The organism is Microbacterium sp. DMC48 (assembly GCF_056313825.1).
On record NZ_JBQUZN010000003.1, the window covers coordinates 595,266 to 616,742 of the forward strand.

18 protein-coding genes are annotated in these 21,477 nt (G+C 70.5%); 6 read left to right on the plus strand and 12 right to left on the minus strand.

What is annotated here, in order from left to right:
* Positions 1-16 precede the first annotated feature (16 nt).
* Genes ACT53O_RS02810 through ACT53O_RS02820 form a run of 3 tightly spaced genes read right to left on the minus strand, consistent with a single transcriptional unit; the run spans position 17 to position 2,188 of the window.
* Positions 17-682 carry a spermidine/putrescine ABC transporter substrate-binding protein gene (locus ACT53O_RS02810; protein WP_476151280.1) on the minus strand — a complete coding sequence of 222 codons (666 nt, stop codon included), beginning with the start codon at positions 680-682 and terminating at the stop codon, positions 17-19.
* 52 nt (positions 683-734) lie between these two features.
* Entirely contained in the window at positions 735-1,220 is a 486-nt protein-coding gene (locus ACT53O_RS02815) for a hypothetical protein (RefSeq protein WP_433720329.1), read from the minus strand.
* Positions 1,220-2,188, minus strand: coding sequence for an ABC transporter (locus ACT53O_RS02820; RefSeq protein WP_294945195.1), 969 nt, complete (start codon positions 2,186-2,188; stop codon positions 1,220-1,222). The genes ACT53O_RS02815 and ACT53O_RS02820 overlap by 1 nt, the downstream gene beginning before the upstream one ends.
* A 127-nt stretch (positions 2,189-2,315) precedes the next feature.
* Between ACT53O_RS02820 and ACT53O_RS02825 the strand changes: the two genes are divergently transcribed.
* Positions 2,316-2,969, plus strand: a complete 654-nt coding sequence (locus ACT53O_RS02825) for a hypothetical protein (protein WP_476151282.1) — start codon at positions 2,316-2,318, stop codon at positions 2,967-2,969.
* Positions 2,970-3,005: 36 nt separating this feature from the next.
* On the opposite strand, the gene ACT53O_RS02830 is transcribed toward ACT53O_RS02825, so the two are convergent.
* Positions 3,006-4,088 (minus strand): zinc-binding dehydrogenase, encoded by a 1,083-nt coding sequence (locus ACT53O_RS02830; RefSeq protein WP_036320754.1) that lies wholly within the window; start codon positions 4,086-4,088, stop codon positions 3,006-3,008.
* A gap of 146 nt (positions 4,089-4,234) precedes the next feature.
* Here ACT53O_RS02830 and ACT53O_RS02835 point away from each other — a divergent pair, with 146 nt between their 5' ends.
* On the plus strand, positions 4,235-4,852 hold the full coding sequence (locus tag ACT53O_RS02835) for a TetR/AcrR family transcriptional regulator (RefSeq protein ID WP_051039635.1): 618 nt from the start codon (positions 4,235-4,237) through the stop codon (positions 4,850-4,852).
* A gap of 6 nt (positions 4,853-4,858) precedes the next feature.
* Here ACT53O_RS02835 and ACT53O_RS02840 read toward each other — a convergent pair whose 3' ends face one another.
* From ACT53O_RS02840 to ACT53O_RS02860, 5 genes are all read right to left on the minus strand, one after another.
* On the minus strand, positions 4,859-5,473 hold the full coding sequence (locus tag ACT53O_RS02840) for a hypothetical protein (protein WP_476151285.1): 615 nt from the start codon (positions 5,471-5,473) through the stop codon (positions 4,859-4,861).
* Between the two features lie 179 nt (positions 5,474-5,652).
* Positions 5,653-9,528 (minus strand): DNA-directed RNA polymerase subunit beta', encoded by a 3,876-nt coding sequence (gene rpoC / locus ACT53O_RS02845; protein WP_112932402.1) that lies wholly within the window; start codon positions 9,526-9,528, stop codon positions 5,653-5,655.
* Between the two features lie 44 nt (positions 9,529-9,572).
* The gene (gene rpoB, locus ACT53O_RS02850) at positions 9,573-13,073 is read right to left on the minus strand and encodes a DNA-directed RNA polymerase subunit beta (protein WP_039413142.1); all 3,501 of its coding nucleotides are present in this window, start codon (positions 13,071-13,073) and stop codon (positions 9,573-9,575) included.
* 245 nt (positions 13,074-13,318) lie between these two features.
* Positions 13,319-14,941 carry a 5-oxoprolinase subunit B/C family protein gene (locus ACT53O_RS02855; RefSeq protein WP_476151286.1) on the minus strand — a complete coding sequence of 541 codons (1,623 nt, stop codon included), beginning with the start codon at positions 14,939-14,941 and terminating at the stop codon, positions 13,319-13,321.
* Positions 14,935-15,690 (minus strand): 5-oxoprolinase subunit PxpA, encoded by a 756-nt coding sequence (locus ACT53O_RS02860; RefSeq protein WP_476151287.1) that lies wholly within the window; start codon positions 15,688-15,690, stop codon positions 14,935-14,937. The genes ACT53O_RS02855 and ACT53O_RS02860 overlap by 7 nt, the downstream gene beginning before the upstream one ends.
* Positions 15,691-15,877: 187 nt before the next feature.
* Here ACT53O_RS02860 and ACT53O_RS02865 point away from each other — a divergent pair, with 187 nt between their 5' ends.
* From ACT53O_RS02865 to ACT53O_RS02875, 3 genes are all read left to right on the plus strand, one after another.
* Entirely contained in the window at positions 15,878-16,741 is an 864-nt protein-coding gene (locus ACT53O_RS02865) for a spermidine synthase (protein ID WP_112932399.1), read from the plus strand.
* A 106-nt stretch (positions 16,742-16,847) separates the two neighbouring features.
* Entirely contained in the window at positions 16,848-17,372 is a 525-nt protein-coding gene (locus ACT53O_RS02870; RefSeq protein ID WP_036316723.1) for a tetratricopeptide repeat protein, read from the plus strand.
* A gap of 29 nt (positions 17,373-17,401) precedes the next feature.
* Positions 17,402-17,911, plus strand: a complete 510-nt coding sequence (locus ACT53O_RS02875) for a SprT-like domain-containing protein (protein WP_039413133.1) — start codon at positions 17,402-17,404, stop codon at positions 17,909-17,911.
* 28 nt (positions 17,912-17,939) lie between these two features.
* On the opposite strand, the gene ACT53O_RS02880 is transcribed toward ACT53O_RS02875, so the two are convergent.
* Complete coding sequence (locus tag ACT53O_RS02880) at positions 17,940-18,581, minus strand: 2-phosphosulfolactate phosphatase (RefSeq protein WP_476151288.1); 642 nt, start codon at positions 18,579-18,581, stop codon at positions 17,940-17,942.
* 39 nt (positions 18,582-18,620) lie between these two features.
* Here ACT53O_RS02880 and ACT53O_RS02885 point away from each other — a divergent pair, with 39 nt between their 5' ends.
* A complete protein-coding gene (locus ACT53O_RS02885) occupies positions 18,621-19,151 on the plus strand; it encodes a hypothetical protein (protein WP_294979693.1) in 531 nt (176 codons plus the stop codon).
* 87 nt (positions 19,152-19,238) lie between these two features.
* On the opposite strand, the gene ACT53O_RS02890 is transcribed toward ACT53O_RS02885, so the two are convergent.
* Positions 19,239-20,705 (minus strand): FtsX-like permease family protein, encoded by a 1,467-nt coding sequence (locus ACT53O_RS02890; RefSeq protein WP_476151289.1) that lies wholly within the window; start codon positions 20,703-20,705, stop codon positions 19,239-19,241.
* On the minus strand, positions 20,702-21,463 hold the full coding sequence (locus tag ACT53O_RS02895) for an ABC transporter ATP-binding protein (protein WP_036316731.1): 762 nt from the start codon (positions 21,461-21,463) through the stop codon (positions 20,702-20,704). The genes ACT53O_RS02890 and ACT53O_RS02895 overlap by 4 nt, the downstream gene beginning before the upstream one ends.
* Positions 21,464-21,477: the final 14 nt, after the last annotated feature.

A 21,477-nucleotide genomic window follows, 5' to 3' on the forward strand; every position in this document is an offset into this window, starting at 1 on the left:
GGCGAGCCGGGGCGGGTCAGAGCTCGGGAAGTCCGGGGTCGCCGTTCGGCTCGAACGGCGCATCCAGCGAACGGGTGAGCTCCTCGAGCATGGCGGCGATCTGCGGCTCGACGTACTGCGCGATGGCGGCCTGGATGCGGAGGCGATGGTGCAGCAGCACGGCGCAGACCTCGCGGCCCACCATGTTCGCGTAGTCATCGGCGAGGCCGACCTCTTGGCGCAGGGCCGCCTTCGCATCGTCGCTGAGCGGTGGCAGCGCGGGGATGGCGGCATCCTCCTGCTCCGCGAGCCCGCCGATCGTGAAGAGGAACGGCGCCCCCGGCACCGGATCCGGGTCGAGCGGAAGCCCCTCGAACTCGGGATCGAGGCCCTCGGCGGGCCGATAGCTGCGCGCCCGGTTGCGGGCGGCCTGCTGCTCGAGTTCGGCCTGCAGCATGGGGAGATTGCGCGACGTGTACTCGGCCACCGCGTGATCGACGATCGTCTTGATGCGGGTGGAGAGTCCGTGCTGCACGCCGTGCGGAACATCGGCTCCCAGGCCCGCGGCCGACAGCACCGGCGAGCCGAAACAACGGCGGCACGGAGCGACGCGCCCGCGATGGGTGGCGGGCTCCCAGCGCGGCAGCCAGCGCAGCCAGGCGTCCACCGCCTGGCTGACCTGGGTCTCGATCGACCGCTCCACGGCTCCATTGTGGCGGCATCCGCGCCGATCGGCGCGGATTTGCGCGCACGGCTCAGTCCTCGTCGCGCTCCCACGGCCAGCGCGGCCGCTCGGCGGCGGTCCGCACGAGCGCGATCGCGGCCCATCCCGCCACCAGAGCTGCGGCGGCCAGCACGACGGCGAACCACGAGGTCGCGAAGCCACCCACCGCGGCCACGACGCGCGCGGCGTCCACTCCCGAGAGCACGCCGCCGACCAGTACACCGACGAGGTAGGCGAGGAACGTCGCGACCGTCACGATCAGTGCACTGCCGTATCGTGTGCGCTCGGCTCGCAGGGCGAACCACGTCGACACCCCGAACGCGCCGACGGCGAATGCGCCTCCGACGATGCCGGGAAGCTGCCCGAGCCCGGAGACCGCCAGCACCTCCGCCCCCGTAAACAGGCTGAGCATGCCGAATCCCGCGATGACCAGGGCGAAGAATCCCGCAACGGCGAACGCGGTGGCCACCGGCGGAGCGAGTCCGCCTGCGCCACCGCGTCCGCGCGGATCGGTCATCAGCTCTGGTGCAGCCTCGGGCCCGCCTCGAGCGTGCGCTCGTACTCGCGCTGCGCCTCGTCGTTCAGCTCGGTGACGCGCTTGCCGCGTGCCGCCACCCACGCGCCGAACCAGATCGTGAGCTCACGGCCGAGCACGAAGGCCACGATCGCGAGCGGGGCGAGCAGCTGCCCCTGAACGAGGTCGGCACCCTGCCGCGCGGTGAGCGTCCAGAACGGCGCCTGGAAGAGCTGGCCGAGGAGGTGACCCGCGTAGGCGACGACACCGACGAGCAGGCCGAAGATGACCCAGTGTCCCCAGCGTCCGCGGTTGATGATGGCGCCGAGCAGCCAGAAGCCGATGAAGAAGACGACGACCGGCACCCACAGCCACCACGACTGCACCGCAGCCAGCGCGGCGGTGCCCACGTTGGCACCCGTCACCTCGCCCCGGATGGCCTGCAGGCCGAGCGCGGCGCCCAGGTACAGGATGCCGAAGGCCAGCGTCGCCAGCAGGCCGATCGCGCCCGCGGCGCCGCGGTTGCCGCGCAGACGCGGCGGCTCGGGAGCCTGCACGAAGATCGGCTGCGGGGCGGGGGCCGCGGCCGGGACGACCGGCACGACCGGCTCCGCGACGACGACGGTCTCCGCAGAAGACGAATAGGCGCCCGGAACGTACGTCTCGTCGACCGGATCGTCGGCGAAGGAGGATCCGTAGACCGGTTCCGTGTGCGTGGCGGGCGTCGACTCCGCGCGGGCCGGCTCGGCGACCACGGGCTGCGGCGCCTGCTCGGACGCGGCCGACGCGGACGTGTGGACAGCGTCGGCGGCCTCGGCATCCGCCGTCGAGGGCGCATCGACGGCGGCCTCGCGAGAGGCGGCTTCGGCGTCGGCGAGCCCCGCATGGGCACTCGCGACGGCCTCGTCGACCGACGTGGTCTCGACCGGAGGGTGCTCCTCGATCGGTTCGCCGTACTTGGGGTCGCTCATGGCGTGTGCTCCTCACGCGGGACGTGTGCCGCCGCACAGCGAGCGTAACGCCGGGCCGGCGCGCCGACGGGGAGCCATGCCGACGTGTCTCGACGCCCGTGCCGCGCGCGCCGCTTATCGTGAGGCCATGACCTCACGCCGACTCGCCGCCCTCGGCATCAGCCTGCTCGCGGTTCTCGCGCTGAGCGCCTGCGCCGGCACTCCCGACGGTGGCACGACGAGCGCGACGTCGGGGGCGTCGTCTGCGGCGCCGACACCGGTGATGACGCTCGCGCCGTTCCCGATGGGCCCGGCCACCTCGACGACGCCGCTGCCCTCGAACCTGCCGCAGGGGTGCCGCGACATCCTTACCGCGAGCGTCCTGCAGGAGCTCGACGGTGTGCCGCTGAACGCCGAGGGGATGGGCGGCGGCATCCGCAGCGACAGCACGCGCGTGTGCGTCTGGGGCGAGCCGGGCGCGGTCGGCACTCGCCTCGTGACCCTCATCGGGTACGCCCCCGACCAGCCGGCTCGCGACGCGCTCTACGCCCTCGGCAACGACGGCTACACATGCTACGAGCCGCACGGCGGCATCCGCTGCGAGAAGACCTGGCAGTCCGCGACCCTCCCGGTGCAGGAGGGGCGCACCCTCTTCTACCGCGACGGTGTCATCGTCGACACCCAGTACTCGAATCTCGCCCCCGCCGGCTACACCGACGCCATCATCGACGCCCTCTGGCCGCCCGCCGGGTCGGTGCCGAGAACGCCGGCGCCGACACCCAGCCCGTCCGCGACGCGATAGCGGCGGACGGGCCGGGTCTGGGGCCTTTCCGAGACGTCAGAACGAGGTCACGACGACGCGGTTGATCTTCGGGTCACGAAGAGACTCGTAGCCCTGCTGCACCTCGTCGATCGAGATCTCCCTCGACACGAGCTCGTCGAGCTTGTACCGGCCCTGCAGATAGAGTTCGGCGATCATCGGGATGTCACGCTTCGGGTTTGTCGAGCCCATGTAGACGCCCTCGACCCGGTTACGTGCGCCGAGCAGCTGGAGCGCGGACACGTCGATATGGTTGGCCGGGTCGAGAATTCCGATGAGGTAGAGCCCGCCACCGGGCGCCAGCATCGAGAGCCCCGACTGCGTCACTGCGGGAATCCCCACGAAGTCGAAGACGTAGTCCGCCCCGAGACCGCCGGTGAGCTCCTTGACCGCGGCGACGGCGTCGACCTCGCGGGAGTTGATGACGTCGGTCGCGCCGAAATGCCGCGCATTGTCGAGCTTGTCGTCGGCGACATCGATGGCGATGATACGACCTGCTCCGGCGATCACTGCGCCGCTGATGGCGTTGGTGCCGACCCCGCCGGTGCCGATGATCGCGACGGTCTCACCGGGTTGGACGTCGGCGGTGTTCATCACCGCGCCGGCCCCTGTCACAACCCCGCAGCCGAGCAGCGCCGCCTGCGGAAACGGAACGGCATCCGGAATCTTGGCGAGCTGGTTCTCGTGGATGAGTGCGAACTCCGCAAAGCCCCCGAGTCCCATGCCTTGCGCGAGCTCGTTGCCGTCCGCATCGGCCAGACGCCCGGCGCGCACCGTGAACTCCGGGTGCTCGCAGAGATGAACGCGTCCGATGAGGCATTTCGCGCACGATCCGCAGTACTGGACCAGGCAGGCGACGACGTGGTCACCCACCGCGAGGTCGACGACGTCGGGGCCCACCGCTGTGACGACGCCGGATACCTCGTGCCCGAGGACCATCGGCACTTCGTAGCCGAGCGGGGTGTTGGCCGCGAGTTCATCGCTATGGCACAGCCCCGAGGCCTTGACCTGGACCAGTACCTCGCGACCTCGTGGCTCGGCGATCGCCACCTCTTCTGTGTGGAATCCTCCGCCGAACTCGCGCACGACCGATGCCTTCATCTCTGTTCTCCTTCTTCTGCCGCAGCCCCGCGGCCCGTCACCCGTGACATCAGCGTCGCGGTAGGTCGTCCGCGTCAGTGCGGACTCCGTCAGACTACTCGCGATTCTGAACATCTGTCTCGAAACTCATCTGTCATGATGGGGCGGTGGCTGCGCTCGAATCGCACACCCCCCGCTCGACGCCGAAGGCTTCCAAGGATCCGCGCCCAGCGCGCACGCGCGGCCGCATCGTGCAGGCGCTCGGAGAGTTGCTTCGCAGCGGTGAGAGCGTGTCGGTCGCCGCGATCTGCACGCGGGGCGGCGTCGGCCGCTCGACGTTCTATGCGCACTTCGGATCAGTCGACGACGTCGCCGAGCTCGTGGTCGACGAGGTCTTCGCGGAGCTGGGCCCCCGTGACGCCCGTCGCCGCCACGAACACGAGCTTCCCGGCGACGTCATCGCAGAGCTGGCGACGCGTGACCTGTTGGCCGCGCTCCGCGAGAAACGCGAGTTCTTCCTCTACGTCCTGGCCGGCCCCTCGACACTCCGGCTGCGCGAACATGTGTTCGCCGCGCTCGCGACGTCGGTGCGCGACGCGGTGCGCGCGGAACGCCCCGCCGACGACGACGCGACGATACGCACGGCCAGCAGTTTCATCGCCGGCGGCCTTGTCGCGCTCCTCGTCGACATCGTGGTTCACGGCGACGTCGACGACGAGCGCATCGTGCGACTCATGGTGGACCTGCTGCCGACCTGGCTCGCGAGGCCGCAGACCTCGCGATAGTCGCGCTCAGCCCCAGACGCGCTTGGCGATGCGGGTGACGTAGTCCGTCGGGTGCCAGCCCGTCTCGCTCGTCGACAGCCACCGGCCCCCACCGGCCTCGATCGTCTCCGTGAGTTCGCCGTCGGTGCGGGTACACCGCGTGCGCTCGGCCTGCGAGGAGCACGTGAACCCGGCCGCCGGCAGCGCCGCCGCGGCGATGGGCCCGGCATCCGCGGGGACGTTCGCGAGCGTCGTGGTCACGGTGCCGGCGTCGGCGCGCCATGCACAGGTGAACACGACCTGCGGCCGCAGGGCGTCGACCAGCTGCGTCGCGGTGGTCATGGGAGCGTCGGCGGAGGCGGTCAGCCCGGCCGCCCCGGGGGCGAAGGTCAGCGTCGCGTCGAGAGCCGCGTCGTACAGATCGGCGCAGCGGGTCGGCGCCGCGCCCCCGATGGGCCCCGCCTTGCCCGTCGCGTCCGCGGCCGGTGTCGAGGTCGACGGGCGTCCGACCGCGTCGCCGAGCCACGACACGGATGCCGGGATCATCGGAATCGCGAGGAACGCCAGCACGCCGACGGTCGCCGCACACGCGACACCGACGACCCACGCGAACGCCGCGTTTCTTCCTCCGACCCGAGCCATGCGCTCAGGCTATCTCCGCGCCCCCACGCACCCGCCGCGCCCTCCCGCGAGCCGCCAAGATCTGCCCGAGCCGCCATGTTCCGGCGCGCCAGATCATGGCGGCTCGCGCGGAACGTAGCGGCTCGCGGGAATGGGAAAGGGCCCCGGGGACGCGTGTCCCCGGGGCCCTTTGGCCTCGATCAGTTGTACGTGCCGGGCGTGAAGTCGTCCGTCGAGAAGCTGTCGAAGTCGACGTAGCTCAGGTCGGCGTCGCTGTACGCGCCGTCCGAGGCGAAGATGCGGTTGGGGTACCGCTCGCTCTTGGCCTCCTCCGTCGCCTCGACCACGACGTTGCGGTACTTCGCAAGGCCGGTGCCGGCGGGGATGAGCTTTCCGATGATGACGTTCTCCTTGAGGCCGACGAGCGGGTCGCTCTTGCCCTCCATGGCCGCCTGCGTCAGGACGCGGGTGGTCTCCTGGAACGATGCCGCCGACAGCCACGACTCCGTCGCGAGCGACGCCTTCGTGATACCCATCAGCTCCGGACGACCCGACGCCGGGCGCTTGCCCTCGGCGACGGCCTCGCGGTTGATCTGCTGGTAGCGCTTGAAGTCGACCAGCTCACCCGGAAGCAGCGTCGTGTCGGCGTGGTCGACCACGGTGACCTTCCGCAGCATCTGGCGCACGATGACCTCGATGTGCTTGTCGTGGATCGGCACACCCTGCGAGCGGTAGACGCCCTGCACGCCGTTGACGAGGTACTTCTGCACCTCACGGGCGCCCATGACGCGCATGACCTCCTTGGGGTCGAGCGTGCCCACCAGGATCGGCTGGCCGACCGTGACGCGCTGGCCGTCCTCGACCAGGAGCGTCGCGCGCTTCAGGACGGGGTAGACGTGCGGCTCGTCGCCGTTGTCGGGCGTCAGGATGACCTTCTTGGCCTTGTCGGTCTCGTCGATCTTGATGACACCGTCGGCTTCGGCGATCGGGGACGCACCCTTGGGGGTACGCGCCTCGAACAGCTCCTGCACGCGGGGCAGACCCTGCGTGATGTCGTCGGCCGACGCGGAACCACCGGTGTGGAAGGTACGCATCGTCAGCTGCGTGCCGGGCTCACCGATCGACTGGGCGGCGATGATGCCGACGGCCTCACCGATGTCGACCAGCTTGCCGGTCGCGAGCGAACGGCCGTAGCACTTCGCGCAGACACCGACGGCCGAGTCACACGTGAGCACGGAGCGCACCTTGATGGTCTCGACACCGGCGGCCACGAGCTTGTCGATGAGCACGTCGCCCACGTCATCTCCGGCCTCGGCGACGATCTCGCCGGACGGTGCGACCACCTCGGCCGCGAGCGTGCGGGCGAACACGGAGTTCTCCACGTTCGCGTCGCGCACCAGGGTGCCGTCGGCACCGGGAGCGGCGATCGTGAACTCGAGGCCCTTGGAGGTGCCGCAGTCGTCCTCACGGATGATGACGTCCTGCGAGACGTCCACAAGACGACGCGTCAGGTAACCCGAGTCCGCGGTACGCAGAGCCGTGTCGGCCAGACCCTTACGGGCACCGTGCGTCGCGGTGAAGTACTCCGCGACCGACAGCCCCTCGCGGTACGAGGAGATGATCGGGCGGGGCATGATCTCACCCTTGGTGTTGTTGACCAGGCCTCGGATACCGGCGATGTTACGGATCTGCAGCCAGTTACCACGGGCGCCCGAGCTCACCATGCGGTTGATGGTGTTGTCGGCCGGGAAGTTGGCCTTCATCGCGGCCTGCACCTCGTCGGTGGCCTCGGTCCAGATCTTGATCTGCTCCTGACGACGCTCGGCGTCGGTCACGAGACCCTTCTCGAACTGGCCCTGGACCTTCTGCGCCTGCTTCTCGTACTTGGCGATGATCTCGCCCTTGTTCGGCGGGGTCAGGATGTCGCTGAGCGCGACCGTGACACCCGAACGCGTGGCCCAGTAGAAGCCGGCATCCTTGATGCGGTCCAGCGATGCCGCGACCTCGACCTTGGGGTACTCCTCGGCCAGCTTGTTGACGATCTGCGACAGCTTGCCCTTGTCGGCCTGCTCGCGAACGAACGGGTAGCCCTTGGGGAGCGTGTCGTTGAAGATCGCCTGGCCGAGCGAGGCGTCCACGAGACCGTGGCGCTCGTAGCCCTCGGGCGCTTCGCCCTCGAGGAAGGTCAGACCGGGGATGCGGATGCGCACCTTCGCCTGCAGGTCGAGGGTGCCCTCGTCCTTGGCCAGGATGGCCTCGCCGACCGAGCCGAACACGCGGCCCTCGCCCTTGGCACCCTCGATGACCGTGGTCAGGTGGTGCAGGCCGATGATCATGTCCTGCGAAGGCAGGGTGACCGGACGGCCGTCGGAGGGCTTGAGGATGTTGTTCGACGCGAGCATGAGCACGCGGGCCTCGGCCTGAGCCTCGACCGACAGCGGCAGGTGCACGGCCATCTGGTCACCGTCGAAGTCGGCGTTGAACGCCGCGCACACGAGGGGGTGCAGCTGGATGGCCTTGCCCTCGACGAGCTGAGGCTCGAAGGCCTGGATGCCGAGGCGGTGCAGCGTGGGGGCGCGGTTGAGCAGCACCGGACGCTCGCGGATGATCTCCTCGAGCACGTCCCAGACCTCGGGACGGGTGCGCTCGACGGCGCGCTTGGCGGCCTTGATGTTCTGCGAGTGACCGAGGTCGATCAGGCGCTTGATCACGAACGGCTTGAACAGCTCGAGGGCCATCTGCTTGGGCAGACCGCACTGGTGGAGCTTGAGCTGCGGGCCGACGATGATGACCGAACGGCCCGAGTAGTCCACGCGCTTACCGAGCAGGTTCTGACGGAAGCGGCCCTGCTTGCCCTTGAGCATGTCGGACAGCGACTTCAGAGCACGGTTGCCGGTACCGGTGACGGGACGACCGCGGCGCCCGTTGTCGAACAGCGCGTCGACGGCCTCCTGCAGCATCCGCTTCTCGTTGTTGACGATGATCTCGGGGGCGCCGAGGTCGATCAGGCGACGAAGACGGTTGTTGCGGTTGATCACGCGACGGTAGAGGTCGTTCAGGTCGCTGGTGGCGAAACGGCCACCGTCGAGCTGGACCATCGGGCGCAGCTCCGGCGGGATCACCGGGACGACGTCGAGGACCATGGATGCCGGGCTCATGCCCGTCTGCAGGAACGAGTTGACGACCTTGAGGCGCTTGATCGCGCGGATCTTGCGCTGGCCCTTGCCCTCGGAGATCTGCAGGTGCAGCGACTCGGCCTCGGCGGCCAGGTCGAAGGCCTGCAGACGACGCTGGATCGACTCCGCGCCCATGTAGGCCTCGAAGTACTGACCGAAGCGGTCCTGCAGCTCGTGGAAGACGTCGTCCTCCTGCTTGAGCTGACCGACCTCGAGACCGCGGAACTCGTCCCACATGCGCTCGAGCTTGGCGACCTGGTCGTCCGCGTTCTTGCGGATGGACGCCATCTCCTTCTCGGCGGCGTCCTTGACCTTCTTCTTCTGGTCGGCCTTGGCACCCTCGGCCTCGAGGGCCGCGAGCTCCTCCTCCAGCTTGGCCAGACGCGTCGCCACGCGGGCGTCGCGGCGGTCGCCGAGGTTCTTGATCTCCAGGCGCAGGTTCGCCTCGTGGGTCGGCATGTCGCGGTGGCGGGCGTCCTCGTCGACCGAGATCACCATGTACGCGGCGAAGTAGATGACCTTCTCGAGGTCCTTCGGCGCCATGTCGAGCAGGTAGCCGAGGCGCGAGGGCACGCCCTTGAAGTACCAGATGTGGGTGACGGGGGCGGCGAGCTCGATGTGGCCCATGCGCTCACGGCGCACCGAGCTCTTGGTGACCTCGACGCCGCAGCGCTCGCAGACGATGCCCTTGAAGCGGACGCGCTTGTACTTGCCGCAGGCGCACTCCCAGTCGCGCGAGGGGCCGAAGATCTGCTCGCCGAACAGACCGTCCTTCTCGGGCTTGAGCGTGCGGTAGTTGATGGTCTCGGGCTTCTTGACCTCGCCGAACGACCAACGACGGATGTCGTCAGCGGTGGCCAGGCCGATACGAAGCTGATCGAAAGTGGTGGACTCGAGCACTGGTTCTCCTGTGTCTCAGAAAAGTTTCGAAATCAGGCCGCGGGTCAGATCTCGTCGATCGACGAGGACTCGAAGCGGCTGGAGATGTTGATGCCGAGCTCCTCCGCTGCGCGGAAGGCCTCGTCATCCGTGTCTCGGAGGTTGACGGGCGTGCCATCGGCCGAGAGCACCTCGACGTTCAGGCAGAGCGACTGCATCTCCTTCATGAGCACCTTGAACGACTCGGGGATGCCGGGCTCCTGGATGTTCTCGCCCTTGACGATGGCCTCGTAAACCTTCACGCGGCCGACGATGTCGTCGGACTTGATCGTCAGGAGCTCCTGGAGCGCGTACGCGGCACCGTAGGCCTCGAGGGCCCACACCTCCATCTCACCGAAGCGCTGGCCGCCGAACTGCGCCTTACCACCGAGCGGCTGCTGGGTGATCATCGAGTAGGGGCCGGTCGAACGCGCGTGGATCTTGTCGTCCACGAGGTGGTGCAGCTTCAGGATGTACATGTAGCCGACCGAGATGGGCGCCGGGAACGGCTCGCCGGAGCGACCGTCGAACAGCGTCGTCTTGCCCGAGCTGTCGATGAGACGCTCGCCGTCGCGGTTGGGCAGCGTCGAGTCGAGCAGACCTGCGATCTCCGCCTCGTGCGCACCGTCGAACACCGGAGTCGCGACCTTCGTGCCGGGAGCGGCCTCGCGGGCCTCCTCCGGCAGGTGCACGGCCCACTCCGGCGTGCCCTCGACCTTCCAGCCCTGCTTGGCGATCCACCCGAGGTGGGTCTCCAGCACCTGGCCGAAGTTCATTCGACCCGGGATGCCGAGCGGGTTGAGCACGACGTCGACCGGCGTGCCGTCCGCGAGGAACGGCATGTCCTCGACGGGGAGGATCTTCGCGATGACGCCCTTGTTGCCGTGGCGGCCGGCGAGCTTGTCACCCTCGGTGATCTTGCGCTTCTGGGCGATGTAGACCACGACGCGGCGGTTGACGCCCGAGCCGAGCTCGTCGTCGCCGTCCTCGGCGTTGAACTCCTTGACGGCGATGATCGTGCCCTGCTCGCCGTGGGGCACCTTCAGCGAGGTGTCACGGACTTCGCGGCTCTTCTCGTTGAAGATCGCGCGCAGCAGGCGCTCCTCGGCGCTCAGCTCGGTCTCACCCTTGGGCGTGACCTTGCCGACGAGGATGTCGCCGGGGCGCACCTCGGCGCCGATGCGGACGATGCCGCGCTCGTCGAGGTCCTTCAGCAGGTCGGGGCTGACGTTGGGGAGGTCGCGGGTGATCTCCTCCTTGCCGAGCTTCGTGTCGCGGGCATCCACCTCGTACTCCTCGATGTGGATCGAGGAGAGGGTGTCGTTCTTGACGAGGTCCTGGCTGAGGATGATGGCGTCCTCGAAGTTGTGGCCCTCCCACGTCATGAACGCGACGAGCAGGTTCTTTCCGATCGCCAGCTCGCCGTTCTCGGTGGCGGGGCCGTCGGCGATGACCTCGCCGACCTCGACCCGGTCGCCCGCCGAGACGATGACGCGCTGGTTGTAGGAGTTGCCCTGGTTGGAGCGGTCGAACTTGCGCAGGAAGTAGTCCTTCGTGCCGCCTTCGTCCAGCTGCACGGTGACGACGTCGGCGGAGACCTCCATGACGACACCGGCCTTGTCTGCGGTGATGACGTCACCGGCGTCGATGGCGGCGTAGCCCTCCATGCCGGTTCCGACGAACGGCGAGTCGCTGCGCAGCAGCGGCACGGCCTGACGCTGCATGTTCGCACCCATGAGGGCGCGGTTGGCGTCGTCGTGCTCGAGGAACGGGATGAGAGAGGTGCCGACCGACACCATCTGGCGCGGCGAGACGTCCATGTAGCCGATCTCGTCGGCGTGGAAGAGGTCGACCTCGCCGCCCTGACCGCGGCGGGCGAGGACGCGCTCGTTGGCGAACTTGCCGTCGGCGGTCAGCTCGACACCGGCCTGAGCGACGATGTAGTCGTTCTCCTCGGATGCCGTGAGGTAGTCGATCTCGTCGGTGACCTTGCCGTCGACCACACGGCGGTACGGCGTCTCGATGAAGCCGAACGCGTTGATGCGGGCGAAGGAGGCGAGCGAGCCGATCAGACCGATGTTCGGGCCTTCCGGCGTCTCGATCGGGCACATGCGGCCGTAGTGCGACGGGTGGACGTCGCGAACCTCGACGCCGGCGCGCTCACGCGACAGACCGCCGGGACCCAGGGCCGAGAGGCGGCGCTTGTGGGTCAGACCCGCGAGCGGGTTGTTCTGGTCCATGAACTGCGACAGCTGCGACGTGCCGAAGAACTCCTTGATCGCCGCCACGACGGGACGGACGTTGATCAGGGTCTGCGGCGTGATCGCCTCGATGTCCTGCGTGGTCATGCGCTCGCGGACGACGCGCTCCATGCGCGACAGACCGGTGCGGACCTGGTTCTGGATGAGCTCGCCGACGGCGCGGATGCGACGGTTGCCGAAGTTGTCGATGTCGTCGACGTCCAGGCGGATCTCCGCGGGCTGGCCTGCTCGCACCCCCGGGATGGTCGCGTCGCCGTTGTGCAGGGCGACCAGGTACTTGATCGTGGCGACGATGTCGTCGACGGTGAGCACCGAGTCGCTCAGCGGCTTGTCGAGGCCGAGCTTCTGGTTGATCTTGTACCGGCCGACCTTCGCGAGGTCGTAGCGCTTCGGGTTGAAGTAGAAGTTGTCCAGCAGCGCGCGGGCGGCCTCGGCGGCGACCTGCTCGCCCGGACGGAGCTTGCGGTAGATGTCGCGGAGCGCGTCCTCCTTGGTGAGGATCGTGTCCTTGCTCAGCGTGTCGGCGATCGACTCGTAGCCGGCGAACTCGGCGAGGATGTCCTCGCTGGACAGACCGAGCGCCTTCAGGAACACGGTGACGGACTGCTTGCGCTTGCGGTCGATGCGCACGCCGACCTGGTCGCGCTTGTCGATCTCGAACTCGAGCCAGGCGCCGCGGCTGGGGATGACGCGGGCCGAGACGATGTCCTTGTCGCTGGTCTTGTCGGGCGTCTTGTCGAAGTAGACGCCGGGGCTGCGCACCAGCTGCGAGACGACGACGCGCTCGGTGCCGTTGATGATGAACGTGCCCTTGCCGGTCTGCAGGGGGAAGTCGCCCATGAAGACCGTCTGCGTCTTGATCTCACCCGTGAGGTGGTTCATGAACTCGGCCTCGACGTACAGCGGGGCGGCGTAGGTCTTGCCGCGCTCCTTGCACTCCTCGATCGAGTACTTCTCCGGCTCGAGGTAGGGGTTCGTGAAGCTCAGCTGCATCGTCTCGCCGAGGTCCTCGATGGGCGAGATCTCCTCGAAGATCTCCTCGAGGCCGCTGGTCTCGGGCACATCGGTGCGACCGGCGGCCTTCGCCTCTGCGACACGGGCCTTCCAGGCGTCGTTGCCGACGAGCCAGTCGAAGGACTCCGTCTGCAGCGCGAGAAGGTCGGGGACCGTCAGCGTGTCGGAGATCTTGGCGAACGACAGGCGCGAAGCGCCGCGGCCGTTCTTGGGGGTGGTGGTGGAATTGGTTGCGTTGCGCGCAGCAGCCAAGGGGATTACCTCCATGAGCCCGGGCAGGGGCTGGTTTCCTTGTCGTCAGGTGGAGTGCTCCGTTCCACTCCTGCGCGAGCGCCCCCATGATCCGGGGCACATTGTCAACGCAGGCACAAGCCGACCACCATATGAGGGCATGGGGGAAGGGAGCGCAACTACCCACTATAGTCCGCACGACGCGCCATGTCCAGTCGATTCTTGACGAGCTTCCCCGGCTGCGGTATAAACGCGCGGACGCGCTCTCAGGAGGGACCGGACGACGCCGCGCCGACGCGGCGGAAGCGCAGGCGCGTGCCAGGCCGCGCCTGACCGAGGAGATCGCGATCGGCATCCGTGACCACGGCGACGACCGGGTAGCCGCCGGTGACCGGGCCGTCCGGGCCGAGGATGACGGGCTGGCCGTCCGGCGGCACCTGGATCGCACCGGGCAGCATGCCCTCGCTCGCCAGCTCCGAGATATCGGCGCGCTCCAGGGCCGGCCCCTCCAGGCGGATGCCCACCCGATCGGCCTGTGTGGACACCGTCCAGACCTCCGCGAACAACGGCTCCACCGTGGCGAACCGGTCGGCGCGCGGGCCCGGCGCCAGCGCGATGTCGAGTTCGGCGGCGGGCGGACTCCAGGGCCGCAGATCGACGGCGGGAACCGGCCCGGCGACGTCGCCTCCCACGCCGAGCACATCGCCCGCCGCGAGCGGCGCCGGGCCGAGCCCCGCGAGGGTGTCCGTCGCCCTCGAGCCGAGAAGTGAGCGCGCGGCCACGCCGCCGCGGACCGCGAGGTAGGCGCGCACACCGTGCGTGAAGGTGTCGATCTCCAGCTCCGCGCCCGCCGGCCAGGGGTGGGCGACGTAGGGGTCGAACGGCCGGCCGTCGAGACGCATCGTGCCCCACGCACCCGCGAGGGCGAACCAGAGGTCCGCCGCGGATGCCGCGGCATCCCGCACCGCACGGAACCCGCCCATCGTGATCTCGACGCCGGCAGCGGTGGCCGCGGTGCCGACGAGCCGGTTGGCGACCCGCAGCGCCGCCCGGTCGGCCGCCCCGGACAGCGCGACGCCGTCGGCGAGCACGCCGCGCCGGCCCTGGTCCTGTACCGTCGCCGCTGGCCCCGGCGCGCGCACCACGATGCCGTCGCGGGCGCGCGACGACGGCGACACGGCGCGAGGGGCGGCACCGGCCGGGATGTCGACGGCGACCGGGCGCCCCGCCGCCGACGGCGCCGTCGGAACGAAGCGCACATGGTCGCCGGGCCGAAGGAGCGCGGGGGATGCGGCATCGGGGTCGAACAGCACCGCGGGTGTCGTGCCGATCAGCTGCCAACCGCCGGGCGTCGAGCGCGGATACGCCCCCGAGAAACGTCCCGCGAGCGCGACGGCGCCGGCCGGCACCCGTGGCCGCGGACGCGCCCTCCGCGGCACGTCGAAAGGCCAGTCGGCGCTCACGAGGTAGCCGAAACCGGGCGCGAACCCCGTGAAGGCGACCGTCCAGTCGGCCGCCGCGTGGCGCGCGGTCAGCTGCGCGACGCCGATGCCGAGCTCGGCGGCGAGCGCATGGAGGTCCTCGCCGTCGTAGACGACGGGGACCTCGACGGTGCGAGCCGGCGGGAGTGCGCCCTGCGCGACGGCCGTGCGGGCCGAGAGCACCCACGTCCGCGCCGACGCGAGCGGCATCACCGTCGGGTCGATGACGACGAGCACCGTCTGCGCCGCCGGCACGAGATCGACGATCCCGGGCCGCCGCGTCGCCACGAGTCGGGCGTGCAGCGCGAGAACCGCCTCGAGGTCGTCCACCTCCGCGAGCAGCGCGCGCTCGCCGAAGGGCCGCACCCGGATGCCGCCGCCGATCACCGCGTCGCCGTGCGTCACCATGGCGCGGCGACGTCGACACCCGCGGCATCCAGCGCCGCGCGCACGGCACGGGCCATGGCGACGGCGCCCGGTGAGTCGCCGTGGACGCAGAGTGATGCCGCACCGGTGGCGACGAGGCTGCCGTCGACGGCTTCGACGACCCCGTCGCGCGCCAGTCGCAGCGCGCGTGCAGCCACCTCGCCGGGGTCGTGCAGGAGCGCCCCGGGGTCGCTCCGCGGCACGAGCCCACCGTCGGGCAGGTAGCCGCGATCGAGGAACGCCTCGCGCACGAACGGGACACCGGCCCGCGAGGCCTCGTCGGCGATGGCGCCGTCCAGACCCAGGATCGGAACGGCACGGCCGAGCCCCGCGGCCAGCGCCGCCACGGCATCCACCACCGCGCGGGCGTGCGCGGCGTCGGCGCGGACGGCGTGATAGAGCGCCCCGTGGGGCTTGACGTAGCGGATGTCGGCGCCGACGGCGGCGAGGGTGCCGAGCTGGTCGTCCAGGCTCCGGCGGAGATCGGCTGCGCTCATCGCGAGGGGCGTCCGTCCGAAGCCGGCGCGATCGGGGTAGGAAGGGTGCGCTCCGATCGCGACGCCGGTGCGGGCGGCGCGCTCGACCGCGGCGTGCATCGAGGCCATGTCGCCGGCGTGGCCCCCGCACGCGATCGACGCGCTCGAGATCAGCGCGAACATGGCGTCGTCGTCCGCCGTGGGCAGCCCGCCGACCGTCTCGCCGAGATCGGCGTTGAGATCGATGACCGCCACGATCCGAGCGTACCGGCGGCCGGCGTCCGTCGGTGGGGTCGGCCGGTCACCCTGCGGTCACCTGCCTCCGGCGTGCACAACTCCGCCTCACACGCGCCGACCGCGGCCCCCACACCCGGCAACGCCGATCCAGGCGGAGTTACGCACGCCACGAGCCGGGTGCGGGCGCGCGAGTACCGTGGGAGGCATGGCTCGCGCGCACGTGGAGGACGACGAACCGCAGGCGCGCCTGTCGGACGGCACGATCGCACGGGTCGTGCCGAGCCGCTACGCGGGCGGCTTCGAACTGGATGTCGACGGCACACCCCAGTCGCACGTCGATCTCGACGACCCGGCGCACCTGCACTTCGAGTACGTGGCCCGGATGGGCGCGGTCATCGACCGGCTCCGGATGCCGGGGCAGCCACTCACCGCGATCCACCTCGGCGCGGGAGCGCTGACCCTTCCCCGGTACGTCGAGCACACGCGCCCCGGCTCGCGACAGCAGGTGATCGAGCTCGAACAGCCACTCGTGGACCTCGTGCGCGCCCAGCTGCCGCTGCCGCGCGGCGCGCAGGTGCGCGTGCGCATCGGCGACGCCCGCGAGGTCGCCGGCCGCCTTCCCGCGGGGCTGCAGGGCGCCGCCGACCTCGTGGTCTCCGACGTGTTCGCCGGGGCACAGACTCCCGCCCACCTCACCACCGTCGAGTACTTCCGCATCCTCGCCGGGCTCCTCGCTCCCGACGGCGTGCTCCTCGTCAACGTCGCCGACGGCGCGGGACTCGCCTTCGCCCGCCGCGAGGTGGCCACGGTCCGGGAGGTGCTGCCCGAGGTCATCGTGCTCGCGGAGGTGCAGACCCTGAAGGGGCGCCGCTTCGGCAACCTCGTCATCGCGGCATCCCCCTCTCCCCTGCCGGTCGCGTGGCTGCCGCGACTCATGGCCGCGGGCCCGCACCCGGCGAAGGTCGCACAGGGCGCAGAGCTCGACGAGTTCGTGCGCGGCGCCCGCGTGGCGACGGATGCCGACGCGACGGCCTCGCCGAAGCCCGCGGCATCCGTGTTCGAACGCTGAGAATCGGCACCGGCGGCGTGTACAGGCCGTCCCTCCGACGGCCGCGGGTCACACTGGAGGGGTGCGCCTCACCCGGGCGCGTTCGCACGACGAAGGGGGCCTGCCCGTGAGCTACATCAAGGGATACGACCCGCAGACGCTGCGCGAGATCGTGGACCCGCGCGAATGCCAGGAGCGCCTCGACGAGCTGGGCGACCAGCGCAGCCTTCCGGCTCTGCTCGAGCGGGTGTGGCTGCTGAAGGTGCTCGGCCGGTGGGACGAGTCCCTCGTCGTGTCGGAGCAATCGGTGCGGGTGGCGCGGATGGGCGGGACCCGCAAGGATCTCCTGCGCGCACGCATCCTGCACGCGAGCGTGCTGCAGGTGCGGGGAGCCTACGCCGCGGCCCATCAGGAGCTCACCACGTGCGCCGAAGAGGCCGAAGGCCAGGGCTGGGCCGCCCTGGCGGCGTTCGCTTTCCAGCATCGCGGCAAGGTGAGCTACGACGCCGAGGAGTTCGCCGACGCCCGCGCCGACTTCAAGCGTGCGCTGTTCCTGCGCCAGCAGGCGGGTGCCCCCGAGGAGCAGCTCGAATCGACGCTGCTGGCGATCGAAGCCGCCGACCGTCGTCGCAGCACGGCCGTCGCGAGCTGAGTGTCGGACATCCCTTCTAGCGTGTGCGCATGACCGATCTGGACGTCGTCCGGCGCGAGGCCGAGGCTCTCATCCGCACGCATCTCGACGCGTCGTGGACGTTCGCGTTCGACAACGCGAAGCGGCGCGCGGGGGCCTGCGACTACACGCGCCAGCGCATCACCGTCTCGCGGTATCTCGCCGCCCGCTACGACGACGAGACCAACCGGCAGACGCTGTTGCACGAGGTCGCGCACGCGCTCGCCGGTCCGCGAGCCGGGCACGGCAGCGCGTGGAAGCGCACGGCGCGCCTGCTGGGCTACACCGGCGGCACGACCCACCACGGCGAGACGGCCACCGAGCTGGCGCCCTGGGTCGGCGTCTGCCCCCGCGGCCACATCGCCTATCGCCATCGCCGCGCCACCCGACCGACCTCGTGCGCGCGCTGCTCGGCATCCTTCGACGACCGCTACCTCTTCGTCTGGACGAGACGCGAGATCTCGCCGGCCACACGTCGGGCGGCGATGACGCCGCGGGAGAGCGTGGGCGCGTCGCTCTGAGCCCGGCTCGTGCGTGCAGCGAGAACCCTCAGGCGTACGGCACGAAGACGCCGTCGCGCAGCACCGGCGCCGACGACACGGTATCGACCTGGGCGGCGGCGAGCACGTCGTCGCGAAGGCCCCGGTCGATGAGCTCCTGCCCCGAACCGCTGGCGGTGAGCAGGTGCCGCAGCGCGGGACGAAGGCCTCGGAACGCTTCGCCGGCGGCCGCGGCTTCGGGAGAGGTGTGGTCGATGCCGAGCGCTCCGAGGGCGTCGACGATCGCGCCGGCGCCGAGAAAGTCTTCCACCGCGACGCGGAGAGCGGCGCCGGGCTCACGGGATGAGAGTTCGCCGGCGGCGATGACGAGAATGCTCGTCCTCGCGGCGCGGCGCTGCTGCTCGGCCATGACGGCGGCGGCCACCGCACGTGCGCTGACGAGCGCCCCCAGAACCACCACCGCTGCGCTGTCGGCGGCACGGGCTGCGACGGCCGCGCCGTTCAGCGACACGGCGTGGGCGTCGGCATCCAGGGCGACGGTGTCGCCCGCCGCGATGCGCCGCGCGACCGTACTCGAGAATCGGAGCACGTCGACGACGACCACGATGTCGGATGCCGCAGCGCACTCGAGCCCCGACACTCCCCATTCCATGCGCACCTGATAACGGGACTGATCGAACGGGGAGGGCATGTCTTCAGGCTACGGGCAGGCGGATGCGAGACTGGGCACATGCGGATCATGCTGAAGCTCGTCCTCGACTGCGATGCGGATGCCGCGTGGCGAGCGCTGCACTCGCCGCGGGCGGTGGCCGATCTGTACGGCCCCTTCGTGCAACTGGTGCCGATGGCGGCAGAGGGGCTGCCGTCGCGGTTGGAGGCGGGCGCCGACGTTCCCGTTCGCATGAGCGTCGCCGGGCGGATCACGCTCGGACAGCAGCTGATCCACGTGAGTGAGCGTCACGTGGACGATGCGAACGGTCCCGTCCGCATCTTCCGCGACAGCGGCATCCCGCTCACCGGCCCTCTCGCGGCCCTCGATGTCTGGGACCACCAGATGGCCGTCTCCCCCGCACCGGGCGATCCGTCGCGAACCCTTTGGCGCGACCGACTCGTCATCGGCGGTGCGGCGGCGGCCGCGCTCTGGCCCGTGCTGTGGGCGACGTGGCAGTGGCGCGGCGCGCGGCTGAAGGCGCTGGCGCCGACCTGGGCGTACGACCCCGACACCGTGCAGAGCGTCCCCGTCGACGCGTCGACGCGCTGACCGCCACCCTTCGGAAAAGCCGGCCGCCACGGTCGAAGCCGTGACCGCGGCGGCCGGTGTCCGGGCGCTCCCGATGCGCCCGGAGACTCATTCGGCGAGGGCCTCCACGGCGCTCACCCGTGTCGCCAGCCGCGTCGGTACGACCGTCGCGACGGCAGTCAGCAGTGCCGTCGCCGCCACGACGATGAGCACCGGCATCCACGGCACGGCGGGAGCCACGATCGTCGGCGACGAGAACGACGGTGGCAGCGCGACCGACCCGAGCAGCGACTGCGCCGCCACCCAGCCGTAGGCGACGCCGAGCACCAGACCGAACGCGAGTGCCGTGACCGTCACGTGCACGGCCTCCAGCAGCACCACGGTGCGCACCTGCGCCGACGACAACCCCAGCGCACGCAGCAGACCGAGCTCGCGTCGGCGCTGAACGACGCCGATCGTCAGAAGATTGACGAGCCCGACGGCGGCGATCACCGCGGATACCGCCACGAGACCCATCATGATCGCCGCAAAGGTGTCGAGCACGCGGCTCAGCTCAGCAGGCGGAACGCCGTCGGCGGCCGCGGTCAGCAGGGACTTCACCGACGCGCTCGCGACCGCGAACATCACGACGAGCGTCACCCCCATCACGACGCCGATGGCCATCCGGCTGGCCCGCTCGGGGTAGCGCAGCGCATTCTCGGCCGCCAAGCGCGCGGGCGCCGACCGCCCGAAGGCACGGCCGCTGAGACGCAGCAGCGGCGGCATGACGAGCACGGCGCCCAGCGCAAGAGCGGTGAAGGACAGCACGCCCCCGAAGAAGGCGACGATGACGCCCAGCGGCGATGCGGTCCCGACGACCACGCCGGTGGCGAGCAGGGCTGCGCCGACGGCCCCGAGGGCGGCCGCGACCGCCGTACGCCCGCGCGAACGGGTCTCGTCGCGCGTGCGCGGTGTGGCTCCCCCGAGCGCCTGCAGCGGCGTCACGGCCAGCACCCGGCGCGACCCGCTCCAGGCGCCGGCCCAGGTAGTGATCGCCACGACGGCGGCGGGGACCAGCAGCACCGGCTGCAGCACGGCGTAGCCGACGGTGACGTGCAGCACGGCATCGGCGGCGCGGACGAGCACCGCAGCGACGGCGGCTCCCAGGACGAGTCCCGTGGTGGCTCCGATGACGCCGACGCCCCAGCCCTGACGGCCGACCGCGCGGCGCTGCGCCCGCGCTGACGCACCGATCAGCCGCATCAGGGCGATCTGACGGGTGCGACCGGCGACGATGGTCGCGAAGGTGTTGGCCGTCACGATCGCAGCGACGTACACGGCGACGCCGACCAGCAGGACGCTCAGGATGCCGAGGACGATCGCGACCGTCTCGCTGTCGCCCAGGTACGGGTCGCTGCGCACCCAGGTCGCGATGTAGCCGGTGGCGGTCAGCAGCAGCACGCCGAACGCGGAGGAGATGGCGGCGACGAGAATGCTCGCCCCCATGCCGCGCTCGCGCAGCCACCCGCCTCTGGCCGCGTCACGTCGGGAGGACATCGTCGGCGGCGCGGCGCGATCGGCGACCAGGGCGCTCACGCCCTCACCTCCGCGGCCAGCATGAACGCCGCGACCTGCTCGGCGGTCTGCGCGGGCTTGTCGGCGACGACACGGCCGTCACCGAGGAACAGCACGCGATCGGCATGCGCGGCGGCCACGGGGTCGTGCGTCACCATCGCGATGGACTGTCCGTGATCCCGGCTGGCGGCGGCGAGAAGGGAGAGCACCTCACGGCTCGAGCGCGAGTCGAGGTTGCCGGTCGGTTCGTCGGCGAAGACGAGGTCGGGCGCCGTCGCGAGGGCGCGAGCGATGGCGACGCGCTGCTGTTGGCCGCCGGACAGCTCGTGCGGCCGGTGCTGCAGGCGTGCCCGCAGCCCCAGGGTGTCGATGAGGGCATCGATGCGAGCCCGTTCCAGCGCCGTCGGGCGCCGTCCGTCGAGGTCGAAGGGCAGCATGATGTTGCCGATCGCGTCGAGGGTCGGCACGAGGTTGAACGCCTGGAAGACGAAGCCGATCCGACGCCGGCGAAGAATCGTCAGCTCGAGGTCGGACAGACCCGTGATCTCGGTGTCGCCGATCCACGCCCGACCGCTGGTGGCGCTGTCCAGCCCGGCCATGATGTGCATGAGCGTCGACTTGCCCGAGCCCGAGGGGCCCATGATGGCGGTGAACTCCCCGCGGCGGATGCCGACGGTGACGCCGTCGAGGGCGCGCACCGCGCTCTCCCCGCCGCCGTAGGTCTTGGTGAGGCTCTGCACGCGAGCGGCGAGCCCGAGTTCGGTCGTGGTGATCTGCATGATCTCGACGCTAC